This is a genomic window from Kribbella sp. NBC_00482, assembly GCF_036013725.1.
In the GTDB taxonomy this organism is placed as follows: domain Bacteria; phylum Actinomycetota; class Actinomycetes; order Propionibacteriales; family Kribbellaceae; genus Kribbella.
Genome location: NZ_CP107881.1, coordinates 7,123,814 through 7,148,147, shown reverse-complemented (window position 1 = coordinate 7,148,147; position 24,334 = coordinate 7,123,814). Strand labels below are relative to the sequence as shown.

Annotated in this window: 26 protein-coding genes and 1 pseudogene; 15 read left to right on the top strand and 12 right to left on the bottom strand. The window is 68.6% G+C overall.

The features are described from left to right. Positions 1-25: 25 nt before the first annotated feature. Entirely contained in the window at positions 26-886 is an 861-nt protein-coding gene (locus tag OHB24_RS34665; RefSeq protein ID WP_327635114.1) for a LysR family transcriptional regulator, read from the bottom strand. A 16-nt stretch (positions 887-902) separates the two neighbouring features. On the opposite strand from OHB24_RS34665, the pseudogene OHB24_RS34660 reads away from it, so the two are divergent. Further along, positions 903-1,703, top strand: a pseudogene (locus OHB24_RS34660) (MFS transporter); the annotation flags it as partial. Here the strand turns inward: OHB24_RS34660 and OHB24_RS34655 are convergent. From OHB24_RS34655 to OHB24_RS34640, 4 genes are read right to left on the bottom strand one after another with little or no spacing between them, the layout of a single operon-like run. Then, the gene (locus tag OHB24_RS34655) at positions 1,691-2,119 is read right to left on the bottom strand and encodes a hypothetical protein (RefSeq protein ID WP_327635113.1); all 429 of its coding nucleotides are present in this window, start codon (positions 2,117-2,119) and stop codon (positions 1,691-1,693) included. The pseudogene OHB24_RS34660 and the gene OHB24_RS34655 sit on opposite strands and share 13 nt — an antisense overlap. Positions 2,120-2,162: 43 nt before the next feature. Continuing rightward, positions 2,163-2,981, bottom strand: coding sequence for an ABC transporter permease (locus OHB24_RS34650; protein WP_327635112.1), 819 nt, complete (start codon positions 2,979-2,981; stop codon positions 2,163-2,165). Next, the gene (locus OHB24_RS34645; RefSeq protein ID WP_327635111.1) at positions 2,941-3,756 is read right to left on the bottom strand and encodes an ABC transporter ATP-binding protein; all 816 of its coding nucleotides are present in this window, start codon (positions 3,754-3,756) and stop codon (positions 2,941-2,943) included. Before OHB24_RS34645 ends, OHB24_RS34650 begins: the two co-directional genes overlap by 41 nt. Further along, positions 3,753-4,220, bottom strand: coding sequence for a MarR family winged helix-turn-helix transcriptional regulator (locus OHB24_RS34640; protein WP_327635110.1), 468 nt, complete (start codon positions 4,218-4,220; stop codon positions 3,753-3,755). The genes OHB24_RS34645 and OHB24_RS34640 overlap by 4 nt, the downstream gene beginning before the upstream one ends. A 95-nt stretch (positions 4,221-4,315) precedes the next feature. On the opposite strand from OHB24_RS34640, the gene OHB24_RS34635 reads away from it, so the two are divergent. Then, on the top strand, positions 4,316-4,735 hold the full coding sequence (locus OHB24_RS34635; RefSeq protein ID WP_327635109.1) for an ester cyclase: 420 nt from the start codon (positions 4,316-4,318) through the stop codon (positions 4,733-4,735). A gap of 10 nt (positions 4,736-4,745) precedes the next feature. After that, positions 4,746-5,783: a GAF domain-containing protein gene (locus OHB24_RS34630; RefSeq protein ID WP_327635108.1), complete on the top strand. Its 1,038-nt coding sequence runs from the start codon at positions 4,746-4,748 to the stop codon at positions 5,781-5,783. Here OHB24_RS34630 and OHB24_RS34625 read toward each other — a convergent pair. After that, positions 5,758-5,943: a DUF5703 family protein gene (locus tag OHB24_RS34625; protein ID WP_327635107.1), complete on the bottom strand. Its 186-nt coding sequence runs from the start codon at positions 5,941-5,943 to the stop codon at positions 5,758-5,760. The genes OHB24_RS34630 and OHB24_RS34625 overlap by 26 nt on opposite strands. Positions 5,944-5,964: 21 nt before the next feature. After that, positions 5,965-6,906: an aldo/keto reductase gene (locus tag OHB24_RS34620; RefSeq protein ID WP_327635106.1), complete on the bottom strand. Its 942-nt coding sequence runs from the start codon at positions 6,904-6,906 to the stop codon at positions 5,965-5,967. 51 nt (positions 6,907-6,957) lie between these two features. Here OHB24_RS34620 and OHB24_RS34615 point away from each other — a divergent pair, with 51 nt between their 5' ends. Together OHB24_RS34615 and OHB24_RS34610 are read left to right on the top strand one after the other, a co-directional pair. Continuing rightward, positions 6,958-8,010, top strand: coding sequence for an LLM class F420-dependent oxidoreductase (locus OHB24_RS34615; RefSeq protein WP_327635105.1), 1,053 nt, complete (start codon positions 6,958-6,960; stop codon positions 8,008-8,010). Continuing rightward, positions 8,010-8,837: an undecaprenyl-diphosphate phosphatase gene (locus OHB24_RS34610; protein WP_327635104.1), complete on the top strand. Its 828-nt coding sequence runs from the start codon at positions 8,010-8,012 to the stop codon at positions 8,835-8,837. Before OHB24_RS34615 ends, OHB24_RS34610 begins: the two co-directional genes overlap by 1 nt. A gap of 3 nt (positions 8,838-8,840) precedes the next feature. On the opposite strand, the gene corA is transcribed toward OHB24_RS34610, so the two are convergent. Then, on the bottom strand, positions 8,841-9,812 hold the full coding sequence (corA, locus tag OHB24_RS34605) for a magnesium/cobalt transporter CorA (protein WP_327635103.1): 972 nt from the start codon (positions 9,810-9,812) through the stop codon (positions 8,841-8,843). A gap of 60 nt (positions 9,813-9,872) precedes the next feature. Between corA and OHB24_RS34600 the strand changes: the two genes are divergently transcribed. The 3 genes from OHB24_RS34600 to OHB24_RS34590 are packed head-to-tail and all read left to right on the top strand — an operon-like array spanning position 9,873 to position 11,947. Further along, on the top strand, positions 9,873-10,568 hold the full coding sequence (locus tag OHB24_RS34600; RefSeq protein WP_327635102.1) for a histidine phosphatase family protein: 696 nt from the start codon (positions 9,873-9,875) through the stop codon (positions 10,566-10,568). Between the two features lie 12 nt (positions 10,569-10,580). Beyond that, positions 10,581-11,156 (top strand): DUF3090 family protein, encoded by a 576-nt coding sequence (locus OHB24_RS34595; RefSeq protein WP_327635101.1) that lies wholly within the window; start codon positions 10,581-10,583, stop codon positions 11,154-11,156. Then, complete coding sequence (locus OHB24_RS34590; protein WP_327635100.1) at positions 11,153-11,947, top strand: SCO1664 family protein; 795 nt, start codon at positions 11,153-11,155, stop codon at positions 11,945-11,947. Before OHB24_RS34595 ends, OHB24_RS34590 begins: the two co-directional genes overlap by 4 nt. On the opposite strand, the gene OHB24_RS34585 is transcribed toward OHB24_RS34590, so the two are convergent. Then, the gene (locus tag OHB24_RS34585; RefSeq protein WP_327635099.1) at positions 11,944-12,642 is read right to left on the bottom strand and encodes a DUF6882 domain-containing protein; all 699 of its coding nucleotides are present in this window, start codon (positions 12,640-12,642) and stop codon (positions 11,944-11,946) included. The two genes, OHB24_RS34590 and OHB24_RS34585, sit on opposite strands and share 4 nt — an antisense overlap. Before the next feature lie 102 nt (positions 12,643-12,744). Here OHB24_RS34585 and mshC point away from each other — a divergent pair, with 102 nt between their 5' ends. Then, a complete protein-coding gene (gene mshC / locus OHB24_RS34580; RefSeq protein ID WP_327635098.1) occupies positions 12,745-13,965 on the top strand; it encodes a cysteine--1-D-myo-inosityl 2-amino-2-deoxy-alpha-D-glucopyranoside ligase in 1,221 nt (406 codons plus the stop codon). Here the strand turns inward: mshC and OHB24_RS34575 are convergent. The 3 genes from OHB24_RS34575 to OHB24_RS34565 form a co-directional block, all read right to left on the bottom strand. Continuing rightward, complete coding sequence (locus OHB24_RS34575; RefSeq protein ID WP_327635097.1) at positions 13,962-14,855, bottom strand: hypothetical protein; 894 nt, start codon at positions 14,853-14,855, stop codon at positions 13,962-13,964. The two genes, mshC and OHB24_RS34575, sit on opposite strands and share 4 nt — an antisense overlap. A 10-nt stretch (positions 14,856-14,865) precedes the next feature. Beyond that, complete coding sequence (locus tag OHB24_RS34570; protein ID WP_327635096.1) at positions 14,866-15,633, bottom strand: L,D-transpeptidase; 768 nt, start codon at positions 15,631-15,633, stop codon at positions 14,866-14,868. A gap of 115 nt (positions 15,634-15,748) precedes the next feature. Then, complete coding sequence (locus OHB24_RS34565) at positions 15,749-16,594, bottom strand: PAC2 family protein (protein ID WP_327635095.1); 846 nt, start codon at positions 16,592-16,594, stop codon at positions 15,749-15,751. A gap of 201 nt (positions 16,595-16,795) precedes the next feature. Here OHB24_RS34565 and OHB24_RS34560 point away from each other — a divergent pair, with 201 nt between their 5' ends. From OHB24_RS34560 to OHB24_RS34535, 6 genes are all read left to right on the top strand, one after another. Next, on the top strand, positions 16,796-17,449 hold the full coding sequence (locus OHB24_RS34560) for an HAD family hydrolase (RefSeq protein WP_327635094.1): 654 nt from the start codon (positions 16,796-16,798) through the stop codon (positions 17,447-17,449). 73 nt (positions 17,450-17,522) lie between these two features. Continuing rightward, complete coding sequence (locus OHB24_RS34555; protein WP_327635093.1) at positions 17,523-19,070, top strand: ABC transporter substrate-binding protein; 1,548 nt, start codon at positions 17,523-17,525, stop codon at positions 19,068-19,070. A gap of 249 nt (positions 19,071-19,319) precedes the next feature. Continuing rightward, positions 19,320-20,312, top strand: a complete 993-nt coding sequence (locus OHB24_RS34550) for an ABC transporter permease (protein WP_327635092.1) — start codon at positions 19,320-19,322, stop codon at positions 20,310-20,312. Between the two features lie 57 nt (positions 20,313-20,369). Then, the gene (locus tag OHB24_RS34545) at positions 20,370-22,148 is read left to right on the top strand and encodes an ABC transporter substrate-binding protein (RefSeq protein ID WP_327635091.1); all 1,779 of its coding nucleotides are present in this window, start codon (positions 20,370-20,372) and stop codon (positions 22,146-22,148) included. Between the two features lie 104 nt (positions 22,149-22,252). Next, positions 22,253-23,266: an ABC transporter permease gene (locus tag OHB24_RS34540; protein ID WP_327635090.1), complete on the top strand. Its 1,014-nt coding sequence runs from the start codon at positions 22,253-22,255 to the stop codon at positions 23,264-23,266. Continuing rightward, complete coding sequence (locus tag OHB24_RS34535) at positions 23,263-24,333, top strand: ABC transporter ATP-binding protein (protein WP_327635089.1); 1,071 nt, start codon at positions 23,263-23,265, stop codon at positions 24,331-24,333. Before OHB24_RS34540 ends, OHB24_RS34535 begins: the two co-directional genes overlap by 4 nt. The last annotated feature ends 1 nt before the right edge of the window (position 24,334 follow it).

Below are 24,334 nucleotides of genomic sequence, written 5' to 3'. Positions count from 1 at the left end.
GTCAGCAGGTACTGGCCAACGGCGTTTACGAGAGGTTGAGGGTGGCGCGGAGTTGAGGGAGGTAGGTGATCAGGGGCTTGGGTGGGGTGGGGGTGGTGACTACCGAGAGGGTGAGGCGGTAGTGGAAGGGGGCGGTGGTGAGGTGTTCTCCGGGGCGGAGTTCGGTTGCCAGGGCGCTGCGGGGGACTAGGGCCAGGTGGGAGCTTCGGCGCGCCATCGCGACGGTAGTGCTGAGGGTGACGCCGCGGCGGGGGACGGCGCCTTGGGCGGCCAGGCGGGAGTGGATCTCTTCGGAGCCGCGGTCGTACGTGGAGAACGCGATCTGGCGATCTTTCAAGGGCCGGCGGCCGCGGCCGGGTGGGCGGGCTCCGGGTGGGACGAACAGGACGAGTTCGTCGCGGCCGACGCGGCGGGCGACCGTGCCACGGGGGAGCGTCATCTGGTCGGCGATCGCGATGAACGCGGCGTCCATGGTGCCCTCGGCGATGCGTTCGACCAGGAAGTGGCCGTGGTCGACCTGCTGCTGGACCTCCAGGTCGGGAAGGTCGGCGTCGAGGACCGGGAACAGGATCGGCGCGAGGCTGGCGAACGTACCGATCACGAGGCGCTGCGTGACGGCGGCCGCGCGCGTGGCGTCGTACACCTCCTCGAGGTGGCCGAGGATGTGGTCGGCGCGGCGACTGAGTTCGGAGCCGGCCGCGGTGGGGCGGGCGCCGCGGGTGTCGCGCTCGAAGAGTTTGGTGCCGCAGAGGCGTTCGAGCCGGGCGAGGCGTTGGGACGCCGAAGGCTGGGAGATGCGGAGTTCGCGGGCCGCGGTGCCGACGGCGCCGGTCCGGGCGATGGCCTGGACCAGCCGCAGGTCCTCGACCGATGGTAATGAGGCCATAGGCTGAGCCTATGGCATGCGCGAAACTCGTGCCAGCTACCTGCAGGTGCGGGAAACGCCAAGAATTCAAGGCGTGAAAGCAAGATCCGAAGCGTTGGCGTTGCTGGCGGGAAGCGGTACGGCGGACTTCGCGTTCCGGATTTCTCAGGTTGCGTTGCCGCTGGTGATCCTCCGGGAAACGGGATCGGTAGCGGCGACCGGACTCGTTGCCGGTGCTGCTGGGGTTCCCGTGCTCCTGTCGCCGTGGTGGGCTCGCAAGGCGCGGCAGTGGGTGGACTCGGGACCGCGGCTCGCGGTCGTGGCGCTGGTGTCCGCGATCGCGTTGGCGTCGGTGCCGGCGGCGGCCGGGCTGGGGATCTTGTCACCGGAGTTGCTGATCATGAGCGGGCTGCTGCTCGGGTGCGGCGATGCGCTGGCGACCCCAGGACGGTCGGCGTTGCTCGCCGACACCGGCGACCGATGGGGCGAGGGCCGGGCGGTGCAGCTGCTGACCTGGCAGGACGGACTGCGACGACTGGGGATGATGATCGGCCCGGCCGTCGGTGCCTTGTCGGTGTCGACCGGGTTGACGAACGGGTTGCTCTGGGTCGAGGCCGCGACAGTCGCCGGTGCCGGGTTGCTGGCGTGCAGCGTGCGGTCAGAGCGTGCCCCGGAAGAAGTTGTGCCGCCGTCGATCCGCGGGAGTCTGCGCGGACGACCCGAGATCGCGTACGGCTGGGTCGTCCGGGGCACGGGATGCGTTACCTGGTTCGCGTTCACGCTGGGGCTGTCGGTACTGGGGGAGGAGCGCGGACAGCCCGGGGTCTACCTGGCGGCGGGGATGACCGGGTACGGCGTGGGGTCGCTCGCCGGGACCGCGGTGTCGTTGGCAGTGGTACGGCGTACGCGGCCGGTGGTGACCGCATCGATGGCATGGGCCTGGAGCGGGCTGTGCTGGGTCGGAATGGGGGTCTGGACGACGCCGCCCGTGGTTGCCGTGATGGGCGCGCTATCGGGCGTGACCGTGGTGATCGGGATCGCGGCGATCTCTGTTCTCATCACCCGGTCGTCGGCCGGCGCCGAGCGACGCGCGTTGCTCTCCGGGCAGAGCGTCGTCGTGAACGCCGGGAGCGCGGCGGGCATGCTCGTCGGGGGACCGATCATCGGCGCTCTCGGAGCCGAGATCGCGCTGATCGGTTCGGGTCTCGTCACCGCGACCGTCGCCGTACTGGTCCTGCTTTCGTCCCAGTCCACGTGGGACCCAACGTCTGGGTCCGCCACGACCTCTGAAGGCGCTCTACCGCGCCAGGCGGCCCATCAGAGCGGCGGCTGCGCAGATGCCGGCGATGGCGGCGACGATCAGGACGGTGAAGTCGAGGAGGTAGTTGGTGGGCTGGCCGATCAGCAGACCTCGGAGAGCGCTCACTTCGTACGTCAGGGGGTTGGCGTGGGAGATGGCTCGGAGCCAGCCGGGCATGATGTCGACGGGGTAGAGGGCGTTGGAGGCGAAGAACAGCGGCATCGTGATCGCCTGGCCGATGCCCATCAGGCGATCCCGGCGCAGGACCAGGCCGGCGATCGTCATCGAGAGACAGGAGAAGAACGCGGCCCCGAGGACCACGACCGCGAGAACGGCGAGCAACTTCAGCGGGTTCCAGGTGAGACTGACGCCGAGCAGCGCTGCGACGATGAGAACGACGATCGCCTGGGAGATCGTCCGGACGCCGGCGGCGAAGGCCTTCCCGGCGACCAGTGCGGATCGCGGGGACGGCGTGACCAGCAACTTCGTGAGAATCCCGGCGTCACGTTCCCAGATGATCTGGATCCCGTAGAAAATGGCCACGAACAGCGCCGACTGCGCGATGATCCCGGGCGCGAGATAGTCCAGGTACGGCACGTCGCCGGTCGGGATCGCCCGGATCCGGCTGAACGTCTGGCCGAAGATCACCAGCCACAGCACCGGCTGAATTGCTCGCGTGATCAGCTCGGTCCGGTCGTGCCGGAGCTTCTGTAGCTCGATGAGGCAGAACGTGCCGATCCTGCAGAACAGCCGGAGCACGGCTCGCGGCCGCGAATCAACCCATGCGCTGGGCGGTGCGGCGGGTGCCACGGACATCGCGCAGGCCTCCCTTCGCCTGACCTTCGAGGCTCTCGCCGGTGTGGTGCCGGAACACGTCCTCGAGGCTCGCAGCCGGACCGAGCTCGGCCTTCAACTCGTTCGGCGTACCGGCGGCGCGCAACCGGCCCAGGTGCATCAACGCAACCCGGTCGCAGAGGATGTCGGCCTCCTCCATGTAGTGCGTGGTCAGCAGCACGGTCATCCCGTACCGCTCCTGCATCTCCTGCACCCGCGCCCACACCGAGTCCCGCGCCACCGGGTCGAGTCCGACCGTCGGCTCGTCCAGCACGAGCAGCGCGGGCCGGTTGACCAGCGCCTGCGCGAGTTCGAGGCGTCGCACCATGCCGCCGGAGTACGTCGACGCGAGCCGGTCGGCGGCGTCGGTGAGGTCGACGATCTCCAGCACCTCGGCCACTCGTGCAGCCCGTTCGCGCCGCGGTACGTCGTACAGCCGCGCGAACCAGGAAACGTTCTCTCGTCCGGAGAGCGCTCCCTCGATGGACAGCTGCTGCGGGACGTATCCGAGCAGGCGCCGTACGGACATCGCGGCGGTGTGCACGTCGAGGCCGAAGACGCGGACCGTGCCGGACTGGGGTGGGTAGAGCGTGTTCAGCACGCGCAGCGTCGTCGTCTTGCCGGCGCCGTTGGGACCGAGAAGGCCGAAGCATTCGCCGGGGGAGACGGTCAGGTCGAGATCGTCGACCGCGAGATGGTCGCCGAACCGATGACTGAGTCCGGTGACCTCCGCTGCGGGCGGGGGCTCTGCAGTCATGCGCGCACCTTCCGTTGCTGTTCGTCCAAGGGGTGCAGGCGTTCAGCCAGTACGGCGAGAACGGGCAACGCCGATCTCAGCGCCGCACGGTCGTCGGACGTCAGATCGTCCAGCGTCCGGGTGACCAACGCCGTACGGCGATCGCGCCAGGCCTCGACCTGTTCGCGGGCAGGCTCCGTCAGCGTCAACCGCGCGACCCGGCGATCCGATTCGTCAGGCGTGCGCTCCAGCAGACCGCGCTCGGTGAGTTGGCCGACGAGGGTCGACACGGTGTTCGCGACCAGGCCGAGCTCGGCCGCGGCCTCGGCGACGGAGATGCCGGGATTGCGGCGGACGGTCCGGATCAGCTCGGCCTGGGAGTCGGTGAGTGCGGACAGCGGGAACGGCCGCCCGACGGATCGGCGCAGGTGCCGCCGCACCAGCCCGATCGCCGCCAGCAGTTCCTCGGCGAGAACCTCGGTCACACTCAAGAGAATACCTCTGGTGCAGAGATAATTCACTTGCAGAACCCCAACTAGTGGGGGTACGACGTCGCCGCGGGCGGGTGCAGCATCAGGGCATGAGCACAACAGAGAGCAACAAAGCCGTCGTCAAGGACTTCATCGACAGTCTGTTCAGCAAGGGGGATCTCGGTGCGGTCGACACCTACCTGGCCGAGGACTTCGTCAACCACGACCCGCCGTTCGGTGTCACGGCCGACCGCGAGGGCATGCGGACGGCCGGCGGCATGATGCGCGCCGCGTTCCCGGACTGGCGCAGTGAGCTGCACGAGCTGATCGCGGAGGGCGACCTCGTCGTCGAGCGGTTCACGGCAGGCGGGACGCACCGGGGCGAAGTGATGGGGATGCCGGGGACGGGGAAGCCGATCAGCTTGCCGGGTATCAACATCTTCCGGCTCCGCGACGGCCTGATCGTGGAGCGCTGGGGACGGCTCGACGATCTCGGGCTGCTCAGACAACTCGGCGTCATACCGGCGTAGCATCACGAGCATGGGGGCGGGGGATCGCCTGGAGGTGCTGATCCAGCGCTGTTACGCGGGGCTGGACGTCGATCAGCTGCGGTCCGAGGCGTTCGCCCGGCTGCGCGACGTACTGACGGTCGATGCGTTGTTCTTCGCGACAGTGGATCCGGCGACCGTGCTGTTCACGTCGGCGGTCGCCGACGAACCGCTCGGTGCGGTGACCGAGCAGTTCATCGCGAACGAGTTCGGGCAGGACGACGTGAACAAGTTCGCCGTCCTCGCAGGCGGTCCGGAGCCGGTACGAACGCTCGGCCAGGCGACGCGGGGCAACTGGCAGAGCAGCCCGCGGTACGTCGAGCTGATGCGACCGCTCGGTCTGGGCGACGAGCTGCGGGCTGCCTTGATGTCGAACGGCCGGTGCTGGGGCGTGCTCTGCCTTCATCGAGAGGACGCCGACGCGGGGTTCTCCGAGCACGAGATTCAGCTGGTACGGCGGCTCGCGCCGCATCTTGGCGAGGGACTCCGTCGAGGACTTCGGACGAGCCCGGCCGCGAAGACCGGGCTGGAGGAAAGGCGCGGCGTCGGGCCAGGGGTCGTGGTTCTCGATGCGGGGTTGCGGGTGGAGTCGGTCAGCACCGAGGCGGAGTACTGGCTCGGCGAGCTCGGTGTGTCTCACGAGTTGCCGGTCGCGGTGCGGTCGGTGGCCGCGCGGATGCGGGCCGACCGGACGACCGCGCGGCTGAAGGTCAGGACGCGGCGGGGTGAGTGGCTCGAGATGCAGGCGTCCAAGCTCGGGGAGGACGGGCAGACAGCGGTCGTGATCGAGCCGGTGGCACCGGCCCAGCTGGGCTCTCTGCTGCTCGACCTGCACGGTCTCACCCCTGCTCAGCAGCGGGTGACCGAGTTGCTGCTGCGCGGGTACTCGACACGGCAGATCGTCGAGCGGTTGTGCCTGTCTCCGCACACAGTGCAGGAGCATGTACGGGCGTCGTACGACAAGGTCGGCGTCGGCAGCCGACGGGAATTGGTAGCCGTCCTGCTCAGAGGGTCCGCATCACGCGGATGATGCGGCGCCGCAGCCACACGCGGCGTGAACCGTCGGGATAGCGACGCAGACGGGCCAGCTCCCACCCGCCGTACTCCGCGTGCTCGGTGAGCAGCTTGCGCACCGCACCGCGGGACTCCGTCCTGGACAACTCGAACTGCTGTAATTCGTACTCGGCCATCCACACCTCCAACAACGACCCTCAGGAAACATCCTCCAGTGCCGCGGCGATGGCGGGCGGCAATGTGAGCTCCTCCACACCCAGCACAGACTTCAGTTGCAGCGCCGTCCTGGCCCCGACGATCGCCGCCGACACCCCCGGCCGGTCCCGCACCCAGGTCAGCGCGACCTCGAGCGGAGTCCAGCCGAGCCCGTCGGCGGCTCGAGCGACCGCTTCCACGATGCCCGAAGCCCGCCCGTCGAGGTAGGGGTCGACGAATCTCGACAGATGCTGAGACGCCGCCCGGGAGTCCGCCGGGATGCCGGTTCGGTACTTCCCGGTCAGCACGCCGCGGCCGAGCGGCGACCACGCGAGCACCCCGATGCCGAGGCCGGCGGCCGCGCGGATCGCGTCCAGTTCGGCGTCCCGGGCGAGCAGCGAGTACTCGACCTGGTTGGCGACCGGGACCGCGCGGCCCGGCCAGGCCTGCTGCCAGGTGACGGCGCGGGCCGCCTTCCAGCCGGCGTAGTTCGAAATGCCGACGTACCGCACCTTGCCGGAGCTGACGGCGTGGTCGAGCGCGGAGAGCGTCTCCTCCAGCGGCACGTCGTCGGACCAGGTGTGCAGCTGCCAGAGGTCGATGTGGTCGATGTTCATCCGGCGCAGCGAGCCCTCGAGATCGCGCAGCAGCGCGCCGCGGGACGTGTCAGTGATCCGCTCGCCCCGGCGGACGCTGAACCCGGCCTTAGTGGCGATCACCAGGTCGTCGCGGTCCACCACGTCGCCGATCAGCGACCCGATCAGCTGCTCGCTGTCGCCGTCGCCGTACGCCGCCGCGGTGTCGACGAGCGTGCCTCCGGCGGACACGAACGCGGCGAGCTGCTCGCGGGCCTCGTGCTCGTCGGTGTCCCGGCCCCACGACATGGTGCCCAGCCCGAGTCGGCTCACCGCCAGTCCACTGTGACCGAGATAGCGCTGCTGCATGTACCGAGCCTATTGCGGCCCACCGACAACGGCTCGCTAGGCTCGCCAGTCATGCGACTCGGACTCAACATCGGCTTCGTCTACGGCGGCGACGACCATCTGGACCACCTGAGGCTGGTGAAGGAGGCCGAGGCGCTCGGATTCTCGGTCACCTGGGCCGCGGAGGCGTACGGCTCGGACGCGGCGACGCTGCTCAGCTGGATCGCCGCCCAGACCACCACCATCGACGTCGGCGCGGCGGTCTTCCAGATCCCGGCCCGGACGCCGGCGATGACCGCGATGACGGCGGCCACCCTGGACCGGCTGTCGAACGGCCGGTTCCGGCTCGGTCTCGGCGTGTCCGGGCCGCAGGTCTCGGAGGGTTGGCACGGTGTGCGATTTTCTCAGCCTCTGCTCAGGACCCGTGAGTACGTTGACATCGTGAACGCGGCCCTGCGACGCGAGACGGTCGCGTACGAGGGCAAGTACTTCACGCTGCCGCTGCCCGACGGACCGGGCAAGGCGCTGAAACTGACCGTGCGGCCGATCCGCGACCATGTGCCGGTGTACCTGGCCGCGGTCGGCCCGAAGAACCTCGAGTTGGCCGGCGAGATCGCCGACGGCTGGCTCGGGATCCTCAACGACCCAGGCTTCCTTGGAGAGCAGTTGACGCACATCAGGACGGGCCGTGCGGTTCGTCATCAGAGCCTCGACGGATTCGACGTCGTCGTCACCACACCGCTGATGACCGGTGACGACATCCAGGCGGCGGCCGACCCGGTCCGCGGGTACGCCGCCTTGTACATCGGCGGCATGGGCAGCCGGGAGAAGAACTTCTACAACGCGCTCGCGGTCCGGATGGGGTACGCCGAGGAGGCGAAGGAGATCCAGGACCTGTACCTGGACAAGAAGCACCGCGAGGCGATGGCCGCCGTACCCTTCGGGTTCCTGGACTCGATCTCGCTGCTCGGTGACAAGGCGCGGATCGCGGACAAGCTCACGGCGTACGCCGAGGCCGGGGCGACGACGGTCGCGCTGACGCCGTTCGCGTCGACGGTCGAGCAGCGGATCGCCGACCTGCGGACCGCCGCGGAGGCCCTGGAGCTGTCCGGAGTCGGCAACTGATGACGATCTGGGACTCCATCATCCTCGGCATCGTCGAGGGCCTGACCGAATTCCTGCCGGTCTCCAGCACCGGGCACCTGACGATCGTGTCGAAGATGCTCGGGCTGAAGATCGACGACCCGTCGATCACCGGGTACACCGCGGTGATCCAGATCGGCGCGATCGCGGCGGTGGTGCTGTACTTCTGGAAGGACATCCGGCGGATCGCGATCGCCTGGGTGCGCGGGATCGCGAAGCCGGAACACCGCGGCGAGTTCGACCACCGGATGGGCTGGTACGTGATCGTCGGCTCGATGCCGATCGTGATCGTCGGTTTCCTGGCGCGGGACCTGATCTCGGGGCCGCTGCGCAGCCTGTGGTGGGTGGCCGGAGCCCTGATCGGGTGGTCGTTCTTCATGGTCGCCGCCGAGCGGCTGGGCACGAAGGCGCGGCCGCTCACCCGCATCACGCTCGTCGACGCGATCGTGATGGGCCTCGTGCAGTGCCTCGCCCTGATCCCTGGTGTGTCCCGGTCCGGCGCGACGATCTCGGCCGGCCTGTTCTGCGGTCTCGACCGGGTCGCCGCGACGCGGATCGCGTTCCTGCTGGGCATTCCGGCCCTGGTCGGGGCGGGGATCTACGAGTTGAAGGATGCGCTCAACGGTGACGTCGGCGTCATACACCTGCTCGTCGGCACGGTCGTCAGCTTCCTGGTCGCGTACGCGTCCGTCGCCTGGCTGCTGCGCTTCGTCGCGAAGCACTCGACCGAGATCTTCGCGTTCTACCGCGTCCTGCTCGGCATCGTGCTGATCATCCTGCTCGCCACCAGCACGATCACGGCGACCTAGGTCCTAGAGCCAGCCGACCTTGCGGAAGAAGCGGTACATGGTGACGCAGACGACCGCCATCAGCAGCAGGATGGCGTAGTAGCCGAAGTGCCAGCGGAGCTCCGGCATGTTGTCGAAGTTCATGCCGTAGATGCCGGCCAGCATGGTCGGTACGGCGGCGATCGCGACCCACGCGGAGATCTTGCGCATGTCGTCGTTCTGCTGGACCGAGACGCGGGCGAGGTGCGCGTTCAGGGCGGACGTGAGCAGCGTGTCGATCGCCTCGGCCTGGTCGGAGACCCGGCTGAGGTGGTCGGCGACGTCGCGGAAGAACGGGCTCGCCTTCGCGCTGATCCCGGCCACCCCGTGCGCGAACTGCTCCATCGGCTCCCGCAACGGGTCGATCGCGCGGCGCATCTCCAGCACCTCGCGCTTCAGCCGGTAGATCCGCTCCGCGTCGCTGGTCCGCTCGGGGGAGAACACCGACGACTCGATCTCGTCGACGTCGAGTTCGACCTGCTCGGCGACGTGTTCGTAGTCGTCCACGATCGCGTCCGAGATCGCCCACAGCACCGCGGCCGGTCCGTGCCCGAGCACCGAGGCGCGGTCCTCGAGTTCGTGCCGGGTGGTGGCGAGTTCGCCGCCTTCCCCATGCCGGACGGTCACGACGTACCGCGGTCCGACGAAGGCCGTCACCTGACCTGTCTCGACGGCGTCGCCTTCGTCGACGTACCAGAGGGTCCGCAGTACGACGAGCAGCGTGTCACCGAACCGCTCCACCTTGGGCCGCTGGTGGATCTGCAGCGCGTCCTCGATGGCCAGATCGTGCAGGCCGAACAGCCGCTGCACCCGCGCCATCTCGGCGTCCGACGGCTCGTGCAGCCCGATCCAGCCGAAGCTGTCGGCGCCGTCGTCGATGGCCTGGGCAACCGTCTCGGGATCCTTGGGCAGGTCCTGCCGCTCCCCGGCGGCGTACACCCCGCAGTCCACGATCACACCCCCATCATGGCACCAGGGGTCGTGCCTGACTTGCGGGGACGAGATAACGTGCACTGCATGCCCACCGTGATTCTCGTTCGCCACGGTCGTAGTTCCGCGAACACGTCCGGCACGCTGGCGGGTCGTACGCCGGGCGTGAAGCTCGACGACACCGGCGTACAGCAGGCCGCGGCGGTCGCGCAGCGGCTGGCCGAACTGCCGCTGGCCGCGATCGTCACCTCCCCGCTCGACCGCTGCAAGCAGACCGCCGCCGCGATCGCGAAGCAGCACGACGGGTTGCGTCCGGCAACGGATCGCCGGCTGACCGAGTGCGGGTACGGCGACTGGACCGGGCAGAAGATCGCCACGCTGGCCAAGGACCCGCTGTGGGCCGTCGTGCAGCAGCACCCGTCGGCCGTCACGTTCCCGAACGGCGAGTCGATGCGGGGGATGCAGCAGCGCGGTGTCGACGCCGTCCGGGCGCACGACGCGGAGCTCGCGAAAAGCCATGGGCCCAACGCGATCTGGGTCGCGGTCTCGCACGGCGACGTGATCAAGGCGATCGTCGCGGACGCGCTCGGTCAGCACCTGGACACGTTCCAGCGGATCGTCGTGGACACGGCGTCGACAACGATCATCACCTACACCGCGACCCGCCCGTTCCTGGTCCGGCTGAACGACTCCGGCAGCGAACTGGCGTCGCTGATCCCTAAGCCGTCAGCGAAAGCCAAGCCCAAGAAGCAGTCCTCGGACGCCGTGGTCGGTGGACGGTAATAGGGTCTAGGTATGGCGCGAGTTGTGCACTCCTTCGACGACCCCGAGCGGTTCGTCGCCGGCACCGTGGGGGAACCCGGTGCGAGGACGTTCTTCCTGCAGGCCCGGGCCGGGCAGCGGCTGACGTCGGTCGCGTGCGAGAAGGAACAGGTGATGGCGCTCGCGGAGCGGCTCGACGTGATGCTGGACGAGGTCGCCCGGCGCTTCGACCGCGACCCGGTCGCGCAGACCGCGAGTGACGACACCGCGCCGCTCGAGCAGCCGATCGAGGAGGAGTTCCGGGCCGGCACCATGACGCTGGCGTGGGAGGCCGACGCCGAGCGGGTGGTGATCGAGGTGTTCGCGGTCGTCACCGGCGAGCAGGCCGACCTGGAGGAGACCGACCCGGTCACCGCGGCGATGGAGTCCGACGACGCCGAGGTGTTCATCGTCCGGATCACCGAGGAGCAGGCCCGTGCGTTCGCCCGGCGGGCGGTCGCGCTGGTCGCGTCCGGACGCCCGAGCTGCCCGTTCTGCGGCCGGCCGATCGACGCCGACGGCCACATCTGCCCGCGGGCCAACGGCTACCGCAGGCACCTGCCGGAATGACGATCAACCCGGAGCTCCTCGCACTGGGGGAGCTGTCACTACACGGTCGCCTGGTCGCCGCGTCGAACGGCACCTACCAAGGTTCGGTCAGCCTGGCCGGCGAGACCGCCACGGTTGTCTACAAGCCGATCGAGGGGGAGCGGCCGCTGTGGGACTTCCCCGACGGCACGCTCGCCCAGCGCGAGTTCGCGGCGTACGTCGTGTCCGAGGCGCTCGGCTGGTCCGTCGTGCCGCCGACGCTGCTGCGCGACGGGCCGCTCGGTGAAGGCATGGTCCAGTTGTGGATCGACGAGGCCGAGCTCGGACCGGGGGACACCGAGCTGGTCGACATCGTCCCGCAGGGCCGCGTGCCCGACGGCTGGGTCGGTGTCCTGGACGCGCTCGACGGCCGCCACAACCCGGTCACGCTCGTGCACGCCGACAACGACTCGTTGCGGCGGATGGCTGTGTTCGATGCCGTGGTCAACAATGCCGACCGCAAGGGCGGCCACGTGCTGAACCCGGGCGACGGCCGGGTGTACGGCGTGGACCACGGCGTCACGTTCAATGCCGACGACAAGCTCCGGACGGTCCTGTGGGGCTGGGCCGGTGCACCGATCCCGGCCGGCCTGCTGGACGACGTACGGCGGCTCGCGGATCAACTGGCCGGTGGCCTCGGGCAACAACTGTGTGAGCTCGTCACCGCCGTCGAGCTGACCGCGACCCGGGAACGCTGCTCGACACTGCTCAAGACCGGGACCTTCCCGCACCCGAGCGACGAGTGGCCCGCGATTCCCTGGCCCGCGTTCTAAGGTCTGCCCTGCACGCTGACGTTGCCGACCCGGCCCAGTTCGTCGAACTCGACGACGATCGGGCTGCCGTTCGGCGCCGTACCGCGGATCGCGTCCGGGCCCTCGTCGTACTGCAGGCCGAAGTGGTGGAAGTAGCCGCGGACGACCTGCCGGTGGTCGGCGGGGAAGACGCTGATCGCGGTCATCAGCATCCGCGGCGTGGCGATCGCGTCGAACCCGGCCTGCGGGAGCTGCTCGTCGGCGACGTGCAGGTACACGTGCCCCTGACCCTCATTGATCGCGGTCGACCAGACACCACGACCGCCGAGGACGGTGCCGGCGGTGATCGCGAGCGTGATCGCGGCCTGGGCCGGCTGCTCGAAGCCGCTCAGATCCGGGCTCTCGGTGGTGAACTCGGCGATCCGGTGCCGTTCGCCGAACTCGCGGATCGCGAGCGTCGACGCGACCGCGGGAGCGTCCGGCCCGAAGCCCGGGTTCGCCCAGCCCCACAGCCAGGTCCGGTCGAGTTCCGAGAAGCTGCCGAGCAGTGAGATCCCGTGCAGTACGCCGCGCTCACCGCCGAGCGTCCGCGCGTCGAGATCGGCCTGCAGCGAGTCCGGTCCGACCACCTCGTTGAACAGGTCCTGCTGCTGGATCGCGGCCGCGGCGATCCAGCCGCCGTACGACTGGAGCTCGGGGCTGAAGTCTGTACTCATCGCTCGCGAGGCTATCCGCAGGCGGGTGCACACCCCAGCTGTGGACCACGGAGTGGAACCGTGTCGCGTCATTGAAAATCGGACTGGCATAAGCTCCGACACATGCAGGCGTGGACGAAACCAGACATCCCGGCCGTACCCGGGCCCGCGCGGCGGTTACGCCTCTACGACACCGCCTCGCGCGGTCTGGTCGAGGTGCCGCCGACCGACGGCGGGACCGCCCGCATGTACGTCTGCGGCATCACGCCGTACGACGCCACCCACATGGGCCACGCCGCGACGTACGTCACGTTCGACCTGATCAACCGCCTCTGGCACGACGCCGGGTACGACGTCTCGTACACCCAGAACATCACCGACGTCGACGACCCGCTGCTGGAGCGCGCGACCGCGACCGGCGTCGAGTGGACCGATCTCGCGGCGCGGGAGATCCAGCTGTTCCGCGACGACATGACCGCGCTGCGGGTGATTCCGCCGCAGCACTACATCGGCGTCGTCGAGTCGATCGACCTGGTCTCGAGCGCGGTCGAGGACCTGCGCCGCGCCGGCGCGGTCTACTCCGTCGACGGCGACCTGTACTTCGCCGTGAAGGCGGACCCGGCGTTCGGCGGCGTGTCCAACTACGACCGCGACACGATGCGCGAGCTGTTCGCGGAGCGCGGCGGCGACCCGGACCGCGAGGGCAAACAGGACCCGCTGGACAGCCTGCTGTGGCGGCACGAGCGGCCGGGGGAGCCGGCCTGGGACTCGGCGCTCGGCCGCGGCCGGCCGGGCTGGCACGTCGAGTGCTCGGCGATCGCGCTGAAGTACCTCGGGATGTCGTTCGACGTCCAGGGCGGCGGCTCGGACCTGATCTTCCCGCACCACGAGATGTCCGCGAGCGGTGCGCAGGTCGCGACGGGGGAGCACCCGTTCGCCCGCGCCTACGTGCATCAGGCGATGGTCGGGCTCGACGGCGAGAAGATGTCGAAGTCCAAGGGCAACCTGGTGCTGGTGTCGAAGGAGCGGCTCGCGGGCGCGGACCCGATGGCGATCCGGCTGGCGCTGCTCACCCACCACTACCGGACCGACTGGTTCTGGGAAGACTCCGACCTGCCCGACGGTCAGGCGCGGCTCGAGCGGTGGCGTTCGGCGGTGGCGCGGGACGCCGGACCGGACGGTGCGGCCGTTGTGGACGCCGTACGGGCGGCACTCACCAACGACCTGGACTCCGCCGGCGCGCTGGCGGCGCTCGACGAGTGGGCATCAACCGACGGCACCGACTCGGAGGCACCCGCGCTGATCGCCCAGGCGTGTGACGCGTTGCTGGGTGTGAAGCTCTAGCCGGTGACTGGGTGGTGGGTCTTGACCGGGGTCGGGACCGGTGCGGCCGGCGGGGTGTTGACCTGGGCCGGTGCCTCGTGGGGCGCCTCCGGTTGCGGCTTGGGCTTCGGCTTGGCGGCCGGCTTGGCGCAGGTCGCCGACGCCAGGTTGATGGTTTCGGTGCCGCCGCCCAGGTTGATGCTGAGACCGGTGATGGTGAACGCGCCGTCGGAGTGCTTGCCTTGACTGTTGACCGTGATGCTCGCCAACGGGTTGGACGGCAGGGCAACGCTCTGCTTGGTGCTCGGCAGCTTGATGGTCTGGCCGAGCAGAGTCAGCGAGCCGATGTCGACGCCGCCGTCGTCACCGGAGCACCAGACGTTCAGCGAGTCGATGCCGAGCAGCGACTTCGGCGGGTTGAGCAGCAGGTTGCACAGGTCCGGCAGGTTCTTCACCGGCAGGTCCTTGGTGCTCAGCTTCGGCAACGGCAGGCCGAGGTCGGGCAGCGCGATATCCGGGAGCGGCAGGTTGTCCGCGCCGGTCTTCGGCAGCGCGGAGCACTGCTGCTTCAGCTCCGGCGGGACCGTCACCTGGCTCAGGATGTCGGGGCCGACGACGACGTCGAACAGCTCGACCGAGGCCGAGTCGTTGCCCGCGGTCGCCGTACCGGCCCGGACCGAGATCAGCGGGTTCTTCGGGAGTTCGAGCGCGGAGGTCGTCTGCCGCTTGCCGTCCAGGGATTCGGCGTACGGCGTCTTCGGGATCGGCACCTGGCCTTCGGCGCTCACGGCGTACGCCGAGGACGGGCGGGCCGCCGCGTTGCCGACGGGAGCGCTCGCGACCAGGCTGAACGTCACGACGCCTGCCACGGCCGCAGCCGTCAGCACGGTCGGAGTCAACTGTCGTCGCATCGGAATCTCCTTATTTGCTGTCGATCAGGACGAGCGTCCCGAGCGGAACCTTCTGCAGGTGGGCGAGAGCGGTCTTCGGCACCCGGACGCAGCCCGCGCTGATCGCGGCGCCGAACACGCGCGGATTCGGCCAGCCGTGGATCGCGACCGTACCAGGTCCGCCACCGAACGTGTCCAAGGTGGGACTGTGCGCACCCAACGGCAGCACGATCGGCGACGCCGACCGCTTGCGGTCGATGATCGAGCCGAGCAGGAACGTCCGCCCGGGCGGCGTCGGCGTCTTCGTCGCGCCGACCCCGGCCTTCCAGGTGCCGAGGCTCTTGTTGTTCTCGAAGAGCTCGAGCGTCCGCGAGCTGGTGTGCACGCGGATCAGGTACGACGAGGTGGCCCGGTCGAGCCCTTCGTCCTGGAGCCAGCCGGTGGACCGGTTGGGTTTGGAGGGGAGCAGGACCCGGACCCAGCCGTCGGTCTGCTCCACCACCGGCAGCCAGGTCGGCCCGAACTGGGTCGGGCCGATCTTGCCGAACGCGTCCGCGTCCGGGGAGCTGTAGAGCGCGGCCTCGGCGCGCGGGTGCACGACGAGCCCGGTGGTGCCGGCGAACGGCTCGGCGTCGAGCGGCGCGGTGGTGATGATCGTCGACGTCGTCGAGGCGGTCAGTGTCGTGAGGTCGACGGTCTCGTGCTTCTTGTTGCCGAGGATCCCGACCGCGGCGACCACACCGAGCAGCACGAGCACGGCCAGCGCAGGCACCGACGTGCCGCCTCGCTCGTCGCGCATCCGATTGCTCCCCGTGGTCCCGGTGACGGCACGCCGTCACCCCCCAGTAGTCCGGACGAATATAAACCCACTGGTAACAACGGTCCACACCTTGCGACGGTTACGGGTCGAGGACCTAGTCGCCGTGGTTCTTGTTGCGGCGTTTGAGGTAGCGCTCGAACTCGGCGGCGATCGCCTCGCCGGTGGCCTCCGGGAGGTCGGCGGTGTCGCGCTGCTCCTCCAGCGACTGCACGTACTCCGCGACCTCGGGGTCTTCCTCGGTGAGCTCGTCGGCGCCGCGCTGCCAGGCCCGCGCGAGCTCCGGGAGGTCGCCTTCGGGCATGGCGAGGTCGAGGAGCGCCTCGATCTTGCTGAGCAACGCCAGCGACGCCTTCGGGCACGGCGTACCCGCGATGTAGTGCGGGATCGCGGACCAGATGGACACCGCCGGCACGCCGAGGGTGGTGCACAGGTCCGCGAAGACACCGGTGATGCCGGTGGGGCCTTCGTACGTCGACGGCTCCAGGCTCCAGGCCGCGGTCAGTTGCTCGTCGGACGAGGTCGCCGACACCGGGATCGGACGGGTGTGCGGGGAGTCCGCGAGCAGGGCGCCGAGGACGACGACGAGCTGCGCGTTCGACTCGTCGACGATCTCCAGCAGCTCCCGGGAGAACGCCCGCCAGCGCATGTTCGGCTCGACGCCGCGGATCAGCAGCACGTCGCGGCCGGTGTCGTCCGGACGGGCCAGGTAGATCCGGGTGGTCGGCCAGGTCAGGTGCCGTACGCCCTCCTCGTCGAGGCCGACGCGGGGACGGTTCACCTGGTAGTCGTAGTAGTCCTCGGGGTCGATCGCCGTGACGAGCTCGGCTTCCCACTCGTCGATCAGGTGGTCGACCGCTCCGGTGGCCGCCTCGGCCGCGTCGTTCCAGCCCTCGAACGCGGCGATCACGACCGGGTCCCTCAGGTTCGCGAGGTCTACCACTCGCAGGCTCCCTGTCGTCTCTGTAGTCGGCTCTGTAGCCAATCCGGTGGGGTCACCGGAAACCGGACTGCCCAGACTACGTGTTCCGCTGTGCGCGTGTGCCTGGTTTCACCCCAGGCGGAACGTGTCGTGCCGGACCAGGGAGAATGGACAGGACGTGAGCGGTGGAGACGACCACCGACAACAGAAGAGGAGCTGTAGTTGCCGGCCCTGCAAGCGGTGCTGTGGGACATGGACGGGACGCTGGTCGACTCCGAGAAGGTCTGGGCGGAGGTGCAGCTGGAGCTGCTGGCCGAGCTGGGTGCGACCTGGACGCTCGAGGACTGCCTGACCTTGATCGGAAGCGACCTGCGGGACGCTGTACAGGTCTGGATGGCGCGGATCCCGGAGGGCGTGATCACCGCCGAGGAGCTGGCCGACCGGATGTTCTCGGAGGTGGTGGAGGCGCTCCGCAAGGAGGTGACCTTCCAGCCGGGTGCGCTCGAGCTGCTGCAGGCGCTGCGCAAGGAAGACATCCCGTGCGCGCTGGTGTCGGCGTCGTACCGGGTGATGATCGACGCGGTGCTCGTGCACCTGCCGCCGGATCCGTTCGCGGTGATCGTGGCCGGTGACGAGGTGACGCTGGGCAAGCCGAACCCGGAGCCGTACCTGACCGGTGCGGCCAGGCTCGGCGTCGACCCGGCGAACTGCGTCGTGATCGAGGACTCGATGACCGGCACCCAGGCCGGGACGGCGGCCGGCATGTACGTCGTCGCCGTACCGCAGTGGGTGACGATCCCGGAGGCGCCGCGACGGCTCGTGGTGAAGTCGCTCGAGCCGCTCACCCCGGAGTCACTGCGGTCGCTGCTCCGTTGAGGAAGTACCGTCACTTGGTGCCCTCGGGGGCGTTGTCTGGTAGTGGGGTTGTGGGCTGGGGAAAGGTGAGACGGTGAGTGAGTGGGTGCGCCGGGTGTCGGCGGCCGTGGCGGTGGGTGCGCTGGGCGTGTCCTTGGCGGCCTGCGGTGAGCCGGACGACAACGCCCCGCACCCGGGGGAGCAGACGCCGAAGCTGATGCTGCTGCGGCTCGCGACCACGGACGCGATCTCGTCGCTGGACCCGGCCGGGCCGTACGACGTGGGCTCGCGGACCGTCCAGGCGAACCTCTACCAGACGCTGCTGACGATCCTTCCGGACAAGCCGACCCCGGTGCCGGACGCCGCGGACTGCCAGTTCGACTCGCCGACGACGTACACGTGCAGCCTGAAGGAGAACCTGACCTTCCCGAACGGGCACGAACTGACGTCGTCGGACGTGAAGTTCAGCTTCGACCGGCTGGTCCGGCTGAAGACGCCCGGGGGAGCGGCCGCACTGTTCTCCTCGGTGAAGTCGGTGAGTACGCCGGACGAGCTGACCGCGGTGTTCAACCTGACCAGTCCGGATGCGCGCCTGCCGTACCTGCTGACCACGACCGCCTCCTCGATCGTCGACGAGGAGTCATACCCGGCGAACAGCCTGCTCGACACGAAGGCCATCGGCAGCGGGCCGTACCAGTTGGCGGCGTACAAGCCCGGCACCGAGGTCACGCTGACGAAGTTCGCCGGGTACCGCGGTCCGCGCGCAGCGCAGAACGACGGCGTCACGATCAGCCTGATGAAGGACTCGAACGCGCTCTACGAGGCCGTCACGACCGGCAAGGCCGACCTCGCCTTCCACGGCTTCGGCCCGAGCCTGCTGGACAAGCTGCGCAAGTCCGACCAGGTCCAGGTCGTCGAGACCGGCTCCGCGGAGATCCGCCTGTTCACCTTCCAGATGAAGTCGCTGCTGGCCCGCAAGCCGGCCGTCCGGCGGGCCGTGGCGCAGCTGATCGACCGCGCGGCGATCGCGAAGAAGGCGTACGGCGACCACGTGTCGCCCCTGTACTCGGTCCTGCCGCCCGGCTACGGCGGACAGTCCGACGCGTTCAAGACGGAGTACAAGCAGCCGAGCAAGGTAGCGGCCGCGGCGATCCTCAAGGAGGCCAACATCGCCGCACCCGTGCCGCTGACGGTCGGGTGGACGCCCTCGCACTACGGCGTCGGCGCGAAGGCCGAGGTGCTGGAGCTGAAGCGGCAACTGGAGGCGTCCGGGCTGTTCCGGGTGACGCTGCGAGGCGCGGAGTGGCCGCAGTACCAGGAGCTGACGAAGACCGGGACGTACGACCTGTACCAGACCGGCTGGACCCCGTCGTACCCGGATGCGGACGACTACCTGACCCCGTTCGTGAACGGCTACCGATCGGCGGCTGCCAGCAAGTTGCTGCAGCAGGAACGGACCGAGCAGAACGGTCTGAAGCGCGACGAACTGATCGGGCAGCTACAGGGAGTGATCGCCCGGGAGGTTCCGGTGATTCCCAGCTGGCAGGGTCGGGTCGCGGTGGTCGCGGGCAAGGATTTGGAGAACCTCAAGACGGCGCTCGATCCGTTGTCGTTCCTTTACCTTTCCGGCCTTCGACGGTGACATTGCGGCCTTCGGCCGGTGACACAAAGATGCCATGGCAGTAACGGTTCGCAAGGTGCTGGCGACCGTGGGTGCGACGCCGTGGTTTACTGCGGAAAGTCCACGATACGGGACGATTTCCTGACGATCACGATCGGGCAACGCAGCACTTTCCGCGTTTGACTCCGGGCTGTAATGGCGGCAGGTTAAGGCGGCAGCCATTCCGGATTTCGTTCCGGTTCATCCGAACCAGGCAGGGGAACTCATCGCGTGAGCACGCCACTCGAGGTCGAGCCGGGATCAACCTCAGCGCAACCCGAGGCGATCCTCAAAGGCGCGGGCAAGATCGAGGGCCGGTCACTGTGGCAGATCTCCTGGATGCGGCTGAAGCGTGACAAGGTCGCGCTCGCCGGCGGCGCCTTCGTGGTGCTGCTGATCCTGGTCGGGATCTTCGCGCCGGTGGTCTGCAAACTGGTCGGTGTCACCCCGAACGACTTCCACCAGGATCTGGTGGACCCGTCCCTGCAGACCCCGATCGGCAAGCTCGGCGGCGTCAGCTGGGACCACCCGTTCGGCGTCGAGCCGGTCAACGGCCGCGACATCTTCGCCCGGATCGTGTACGGCGCCCGCATCTCGCTGCTGATCGCGTTCCTGGCGACCCTGCTGTCGGTGGTGATCGGCGTCGTGATGGGTATCGTCGCCGGCTACTTCGGCGGCTGGGTGGACACGCTGATCAGCCGCTTGATGGACATCTTCCTCGCGTTCCCGCTGGTGCTCTTCGCGCTGGCGCTGGTCGGCGCGATCCCGGACAAGATGTTCGGGCTGCAGGGCGACGCGCTGCGGGTCGCGCTGATCGTCTTCATCATCGGGTTCTTCAGCTGGCCGTACATCGGCCGGATCATCCGCGGCCAGACGCTGTCGCTGCGGGAGCGGGAGTTCGTCGACGCGGCGCGGAGTCTCGGCGCGCGACGCCCGTACATCCTGTTCACCGAACTGCTGCCGAACCTGATCGCGCCGATCCTGGTCTACGCGACGTTGCTGATTCCGACCAACGTCCTGTTCGAGGCCGGTCTTTCCTACCTGGGTGTCGGTGTCCGCCCGCCGACCGCGAGCTGGGGCGACATGCTCTCCGGCGCGGCGAACTGGTACCAGGTCGACCCGATGTACATGATTCCGCCCGGTTTGGCGATCTTCGTCACCGTGCTGGCGTTCAACCTGTTCGGTGACGGATTGCGCGACGCGCTCGACCCGCGATCCCGGTAGGCGTTTCGCATCAACCAGGGAGCCTGGCTCTCAACGATTAAAGGGGTGCAACAAGAGATGAGATGGAATCGCATCACGACGGTAACAGCCGTCAGTGCGGCCGTCGCCTTGAGCCTGGTGGCCTGCGGGGGACCGAAGGCTTCCTCCGGAGGGTCGGGTGGCGGCAGCAGCGCGGCGACGCCCGAGTTCGACGCGGCCAACGGGAAGATCTTCAACCCGAGCGACAAAAAGGGCGGCACGCTCCGGATGGCGGCCACCGAGAAGTGGGACTCCACCGACCCCGGTGACACCTACTACGGCCTGTCCTGGAACCTGGCGCGCAACTACGTCCGGCCGCTGATGGTCTTCAAGTCGGCACCGGGCAAGGAAGGCGGCAAGGTCGTTCCGGACCTCGCCGAGGCTCCTGGTGTGCCGACCGACGACGCCAAGACCTGGACCTACAAGATCCGTAAGGGCGTCAAGTTCGAGGACGGCACCGAGGTCAAGGCCAAGGACGTCATGTACGGCGTCGCGCGGTCGCTGGACAAGACCACGCTGCCGAACGGCCCGACGTACTTCAACGACTTCCTGGTCGACGTCCCGAAGGACTACAGCGTCGCCAAGGACCCGCAGCTGAAGCAGCTGGCCAAGGCGATGACGACGCCGGACGACTACACGATCGTCTTCCACCTGAACAAGACGTTCGCCGGCTTCGACTACTTCGCGCAGCTGCCGTCCACCGCGGGCGTCCCGCAGGCCAAGGACACCGGCTCGAAGTACCAGCTGCACCCGATCTCGAGCGGCCCGTACAAGTTCGAGAGCAACGACGCGAACAAGGGCTTCACGCTGGTCCGCAACGACCAGTACGACCCGGCGACCGACCCGGACTCGGGCCGTAAGGCGTTGCCGGACAAGATCACCGTCGCCTACAACGTGAACGGCGCCGACATCGACAACCGGCTGCAGGCCGGCGACCTCGACCTCGACATCGTCGGTACCGGCGTGCTGGCCGAGACCCAGGCGAAGGTCCTCGCGGACCCGAAGCTGAAGGCGCACACCGACAACGTGCTGTCCACGCGCCTGAACTTCACGGTGTTCAACAGTGAGGTCAAGCCGTTCGACAACGTCGACTGCCGCAAGGCCGTGCTGTACGCCGCCGACCACGAGGGCTACCAGCGCGCGTACGGCGGTCCGGTCGGTGGCGACATCGCGACGAACCTGATGCCGCCGTCGGTCGCGGGTGCGCAGAAGTTCGACGACTACGGCTTCGAGCAGGACAAGAACGGCAACCCGACGAAGGCCAAGGAAGCACTGGCGAAGTGCGGGATGCCGAACGGCTTCAGCACCAACATCGCCTACCGTGCGGACCGGCCGAAGGAGAAGGCTGTCGCCGAGTCGCTGCAGCAGTCGCTGGCCAAGGTCGGCATCAAGCTGACGCCGAAGGGCTTCCCGACCGGTGACTACACCAAGCTGTACGCCGGTAAGCCGGACTACGCGAAGGCCAACGGCCTGGGCATGATCGTCTACAGCTGGGGTGCTGACTGGCCGGACGGCTTCGGCTTCCTGAGCCAGATCGTCGACAGCCGGGTCATCCGGGCCGCCGGCGGTAACACCAACCTGGGCATCCGGATCCCGGAGGTCGACGCGCTGATCGACAAGGCGCTGGCGACGACCGACGAGACCGCGCGTAACCAGATCTGGGTGGACGTGGACAAGAAGGTCATGGAGCAGGCCGGCGTGCTGCCGGGTATCTGGGCCAAGGGCCTGCTGTACCGCCCGGACACGCTCGCGAACGTGTTCAGCAACGACGGTCAGAACATGTACGACTACGCGAGTATCGGTCTCGCGCAGAAGTAGCAGTCGGCAGTCAGTTGCCCTGAACAACAATCACCAGTAGAGGTAGGTGAAGGCTGAGGGTGGCCGGTGATCAGCGATGATCGCCGGCCACCACGCCGAGCACGGTGTTCGCATATCTTGTCCGCCGGGTGATCGGAGCAGTACTCCTGCTCTTCATCGTCACGGCCGTCACGTTCTCGATCTTCTTCCTGGTCCCGAGACTCGGTGGTGCGACCGCCGACGACCTGGCCGGCCGCTACGTCGGCAAGAGCGCGGGGCAGGAGCAGATCCACAACACGGCGGTCCGGCTCGGCTTCACCGACCCTCTCTACGTGCAGTACGGCCGATTCGTGAAAGGCCTCGTGGTCGGCCAGGAGTACAACTACGGCACCGGGACCGAGCACTGCCCGGCGCCGTGCTTCGGGTACTCGTTCCTGACCCAGCAGCCGGTGTGGCCGGACCTGGTCTCGCGAATACCCGTGACCGCGTCGCTCGCCGGCGGTGCGGCCTTCATCTGGCTCATCACCGGCGTCGGCACCGGCATCGTCTCGGCACTCAGACGCGGGTCGGTGCTGGACCGATCACTCATGTCGGTGGCGCTCGCAGGTGTGTCGCTACCGATCTTCTTCACCGGCCTGCTGTCGCTGTCGATCTTCAGTTACGGCCTCGGCTGGACCCAGCAGGGCGGCATCAACCCACTCGACGAGACGAACCCGTTGTGGTGGGCCTACGACCTGCTCCTCCCGTGGGTGACGCTCGCGTTCCTGTACGCCGCGGCGTACGCGCGACTCACCCGGGCCGGCATGCTCGAGACGATGAACGAGGACTTCGTGCGGACAGCCCGCGCCAAGGGCCTCACCGAGCGGACCGTGGTGCTGCGGCACGGCCTCCGGTCGGCGCTGACGCCGATCCTGACGATCTTCGGTCTCGACCTCGGTCTGCTGATGGGCGGCGCGATCCTCACCGAGACCACGTTCTCGCTGCCGGGCATCGGTCAGTACGCCGTCATCGCGCTCCGGGCCAACGACCTGCCGAAGGTACTCGGCGTGACCCTGGTCGCCGCGTTCTTCATCGTGCTGGCGAACCTGGTCGTTGACCTTCTGTACGCCGTCGTCGACCCGAGGGTGCGAATCTCGTGACCGAGCCCATCGAAGAAGTCCAAGACTCCCCGCAGCGGGTGGAGCGCGGCGAAGCGTTCCTCGACGTCCGCGACCTGAAGGTGCACTTCCCGACCGACGACGGTGTGGTGAAGTCCGTCGACGGCATCTCGTTCCAGCTGGAGCGCGGCAAGACCCTCGGCATCGTCGGCGAGTCCGGCTCCGGCAAGAGCGTCACCAGCCTGTCGATCATGGGCCTGCACCCGCCGGGCGTCGCGAAAATCAGCGGGCAGATCTTCCTCGACGGCCAGGATCTGGTGACGGCGTCGCGGGAAGAGGTGCGGTTGCTGCGCGGCAAGCGGATGGCGATGATCTTCCAGGACCCGCTGTCCGCGATGCACCCGTTCTACACAGTCGGCACGCAGATCGTCGAGGCGTACCGGGTGCACAACCAGGTCAGCAAGGCGGTCGCGAAGAAGCACGCGATCGAGATGCTCGACCGGGTCGGCATCCCGCAGCCCGACCGCCGCGTGGACGCGTACCCGCACCAGTTCTCCGGCGGTATGCGGCAGCGCGCGATGATCGCGATGGCGCTGTCCTGCGACCCCGACCTGCTGATCGCCGACGAACCGACGACGGCCCTCGACGTCACCGTGCAGGCGCAGATCCTGGACCTGATCCGGGACCTGCAGCGCGAGTTCAACTCCGCCGTCATCATCATCACCCACGACCTCGGCGTGGTCGCCGAGCTGGCCGACGACATCCAGGTGATGTACGCCGGCCGCGCGGCCGAGTACAGCACCGCGGAGGACATCTTCGACCGGCCGCAGCACCCGTACACCTGGGGTCTGCTCGGGTCGATGCCGCGGATCGACCGGGAGCGCACCGAGCGGCTGATCCCGATCAAGGGCACGCCGCCGAGCCTGATCAACGTGCCGGAGGGCTGCGCGTTCAACCCGCGTTGCAACTACGCGCACCTGAACGGCGGCGCCAGCGAGACCGAGCGGCCGGAGCTGCTCGACACCGGTAACGGCCATCTGGTCGCGTGCCATCTCTCCCCGCAGGAGCGCCAGAAGGCGTGGGAGACCGACATCAAGCCGAAGCTGTGAA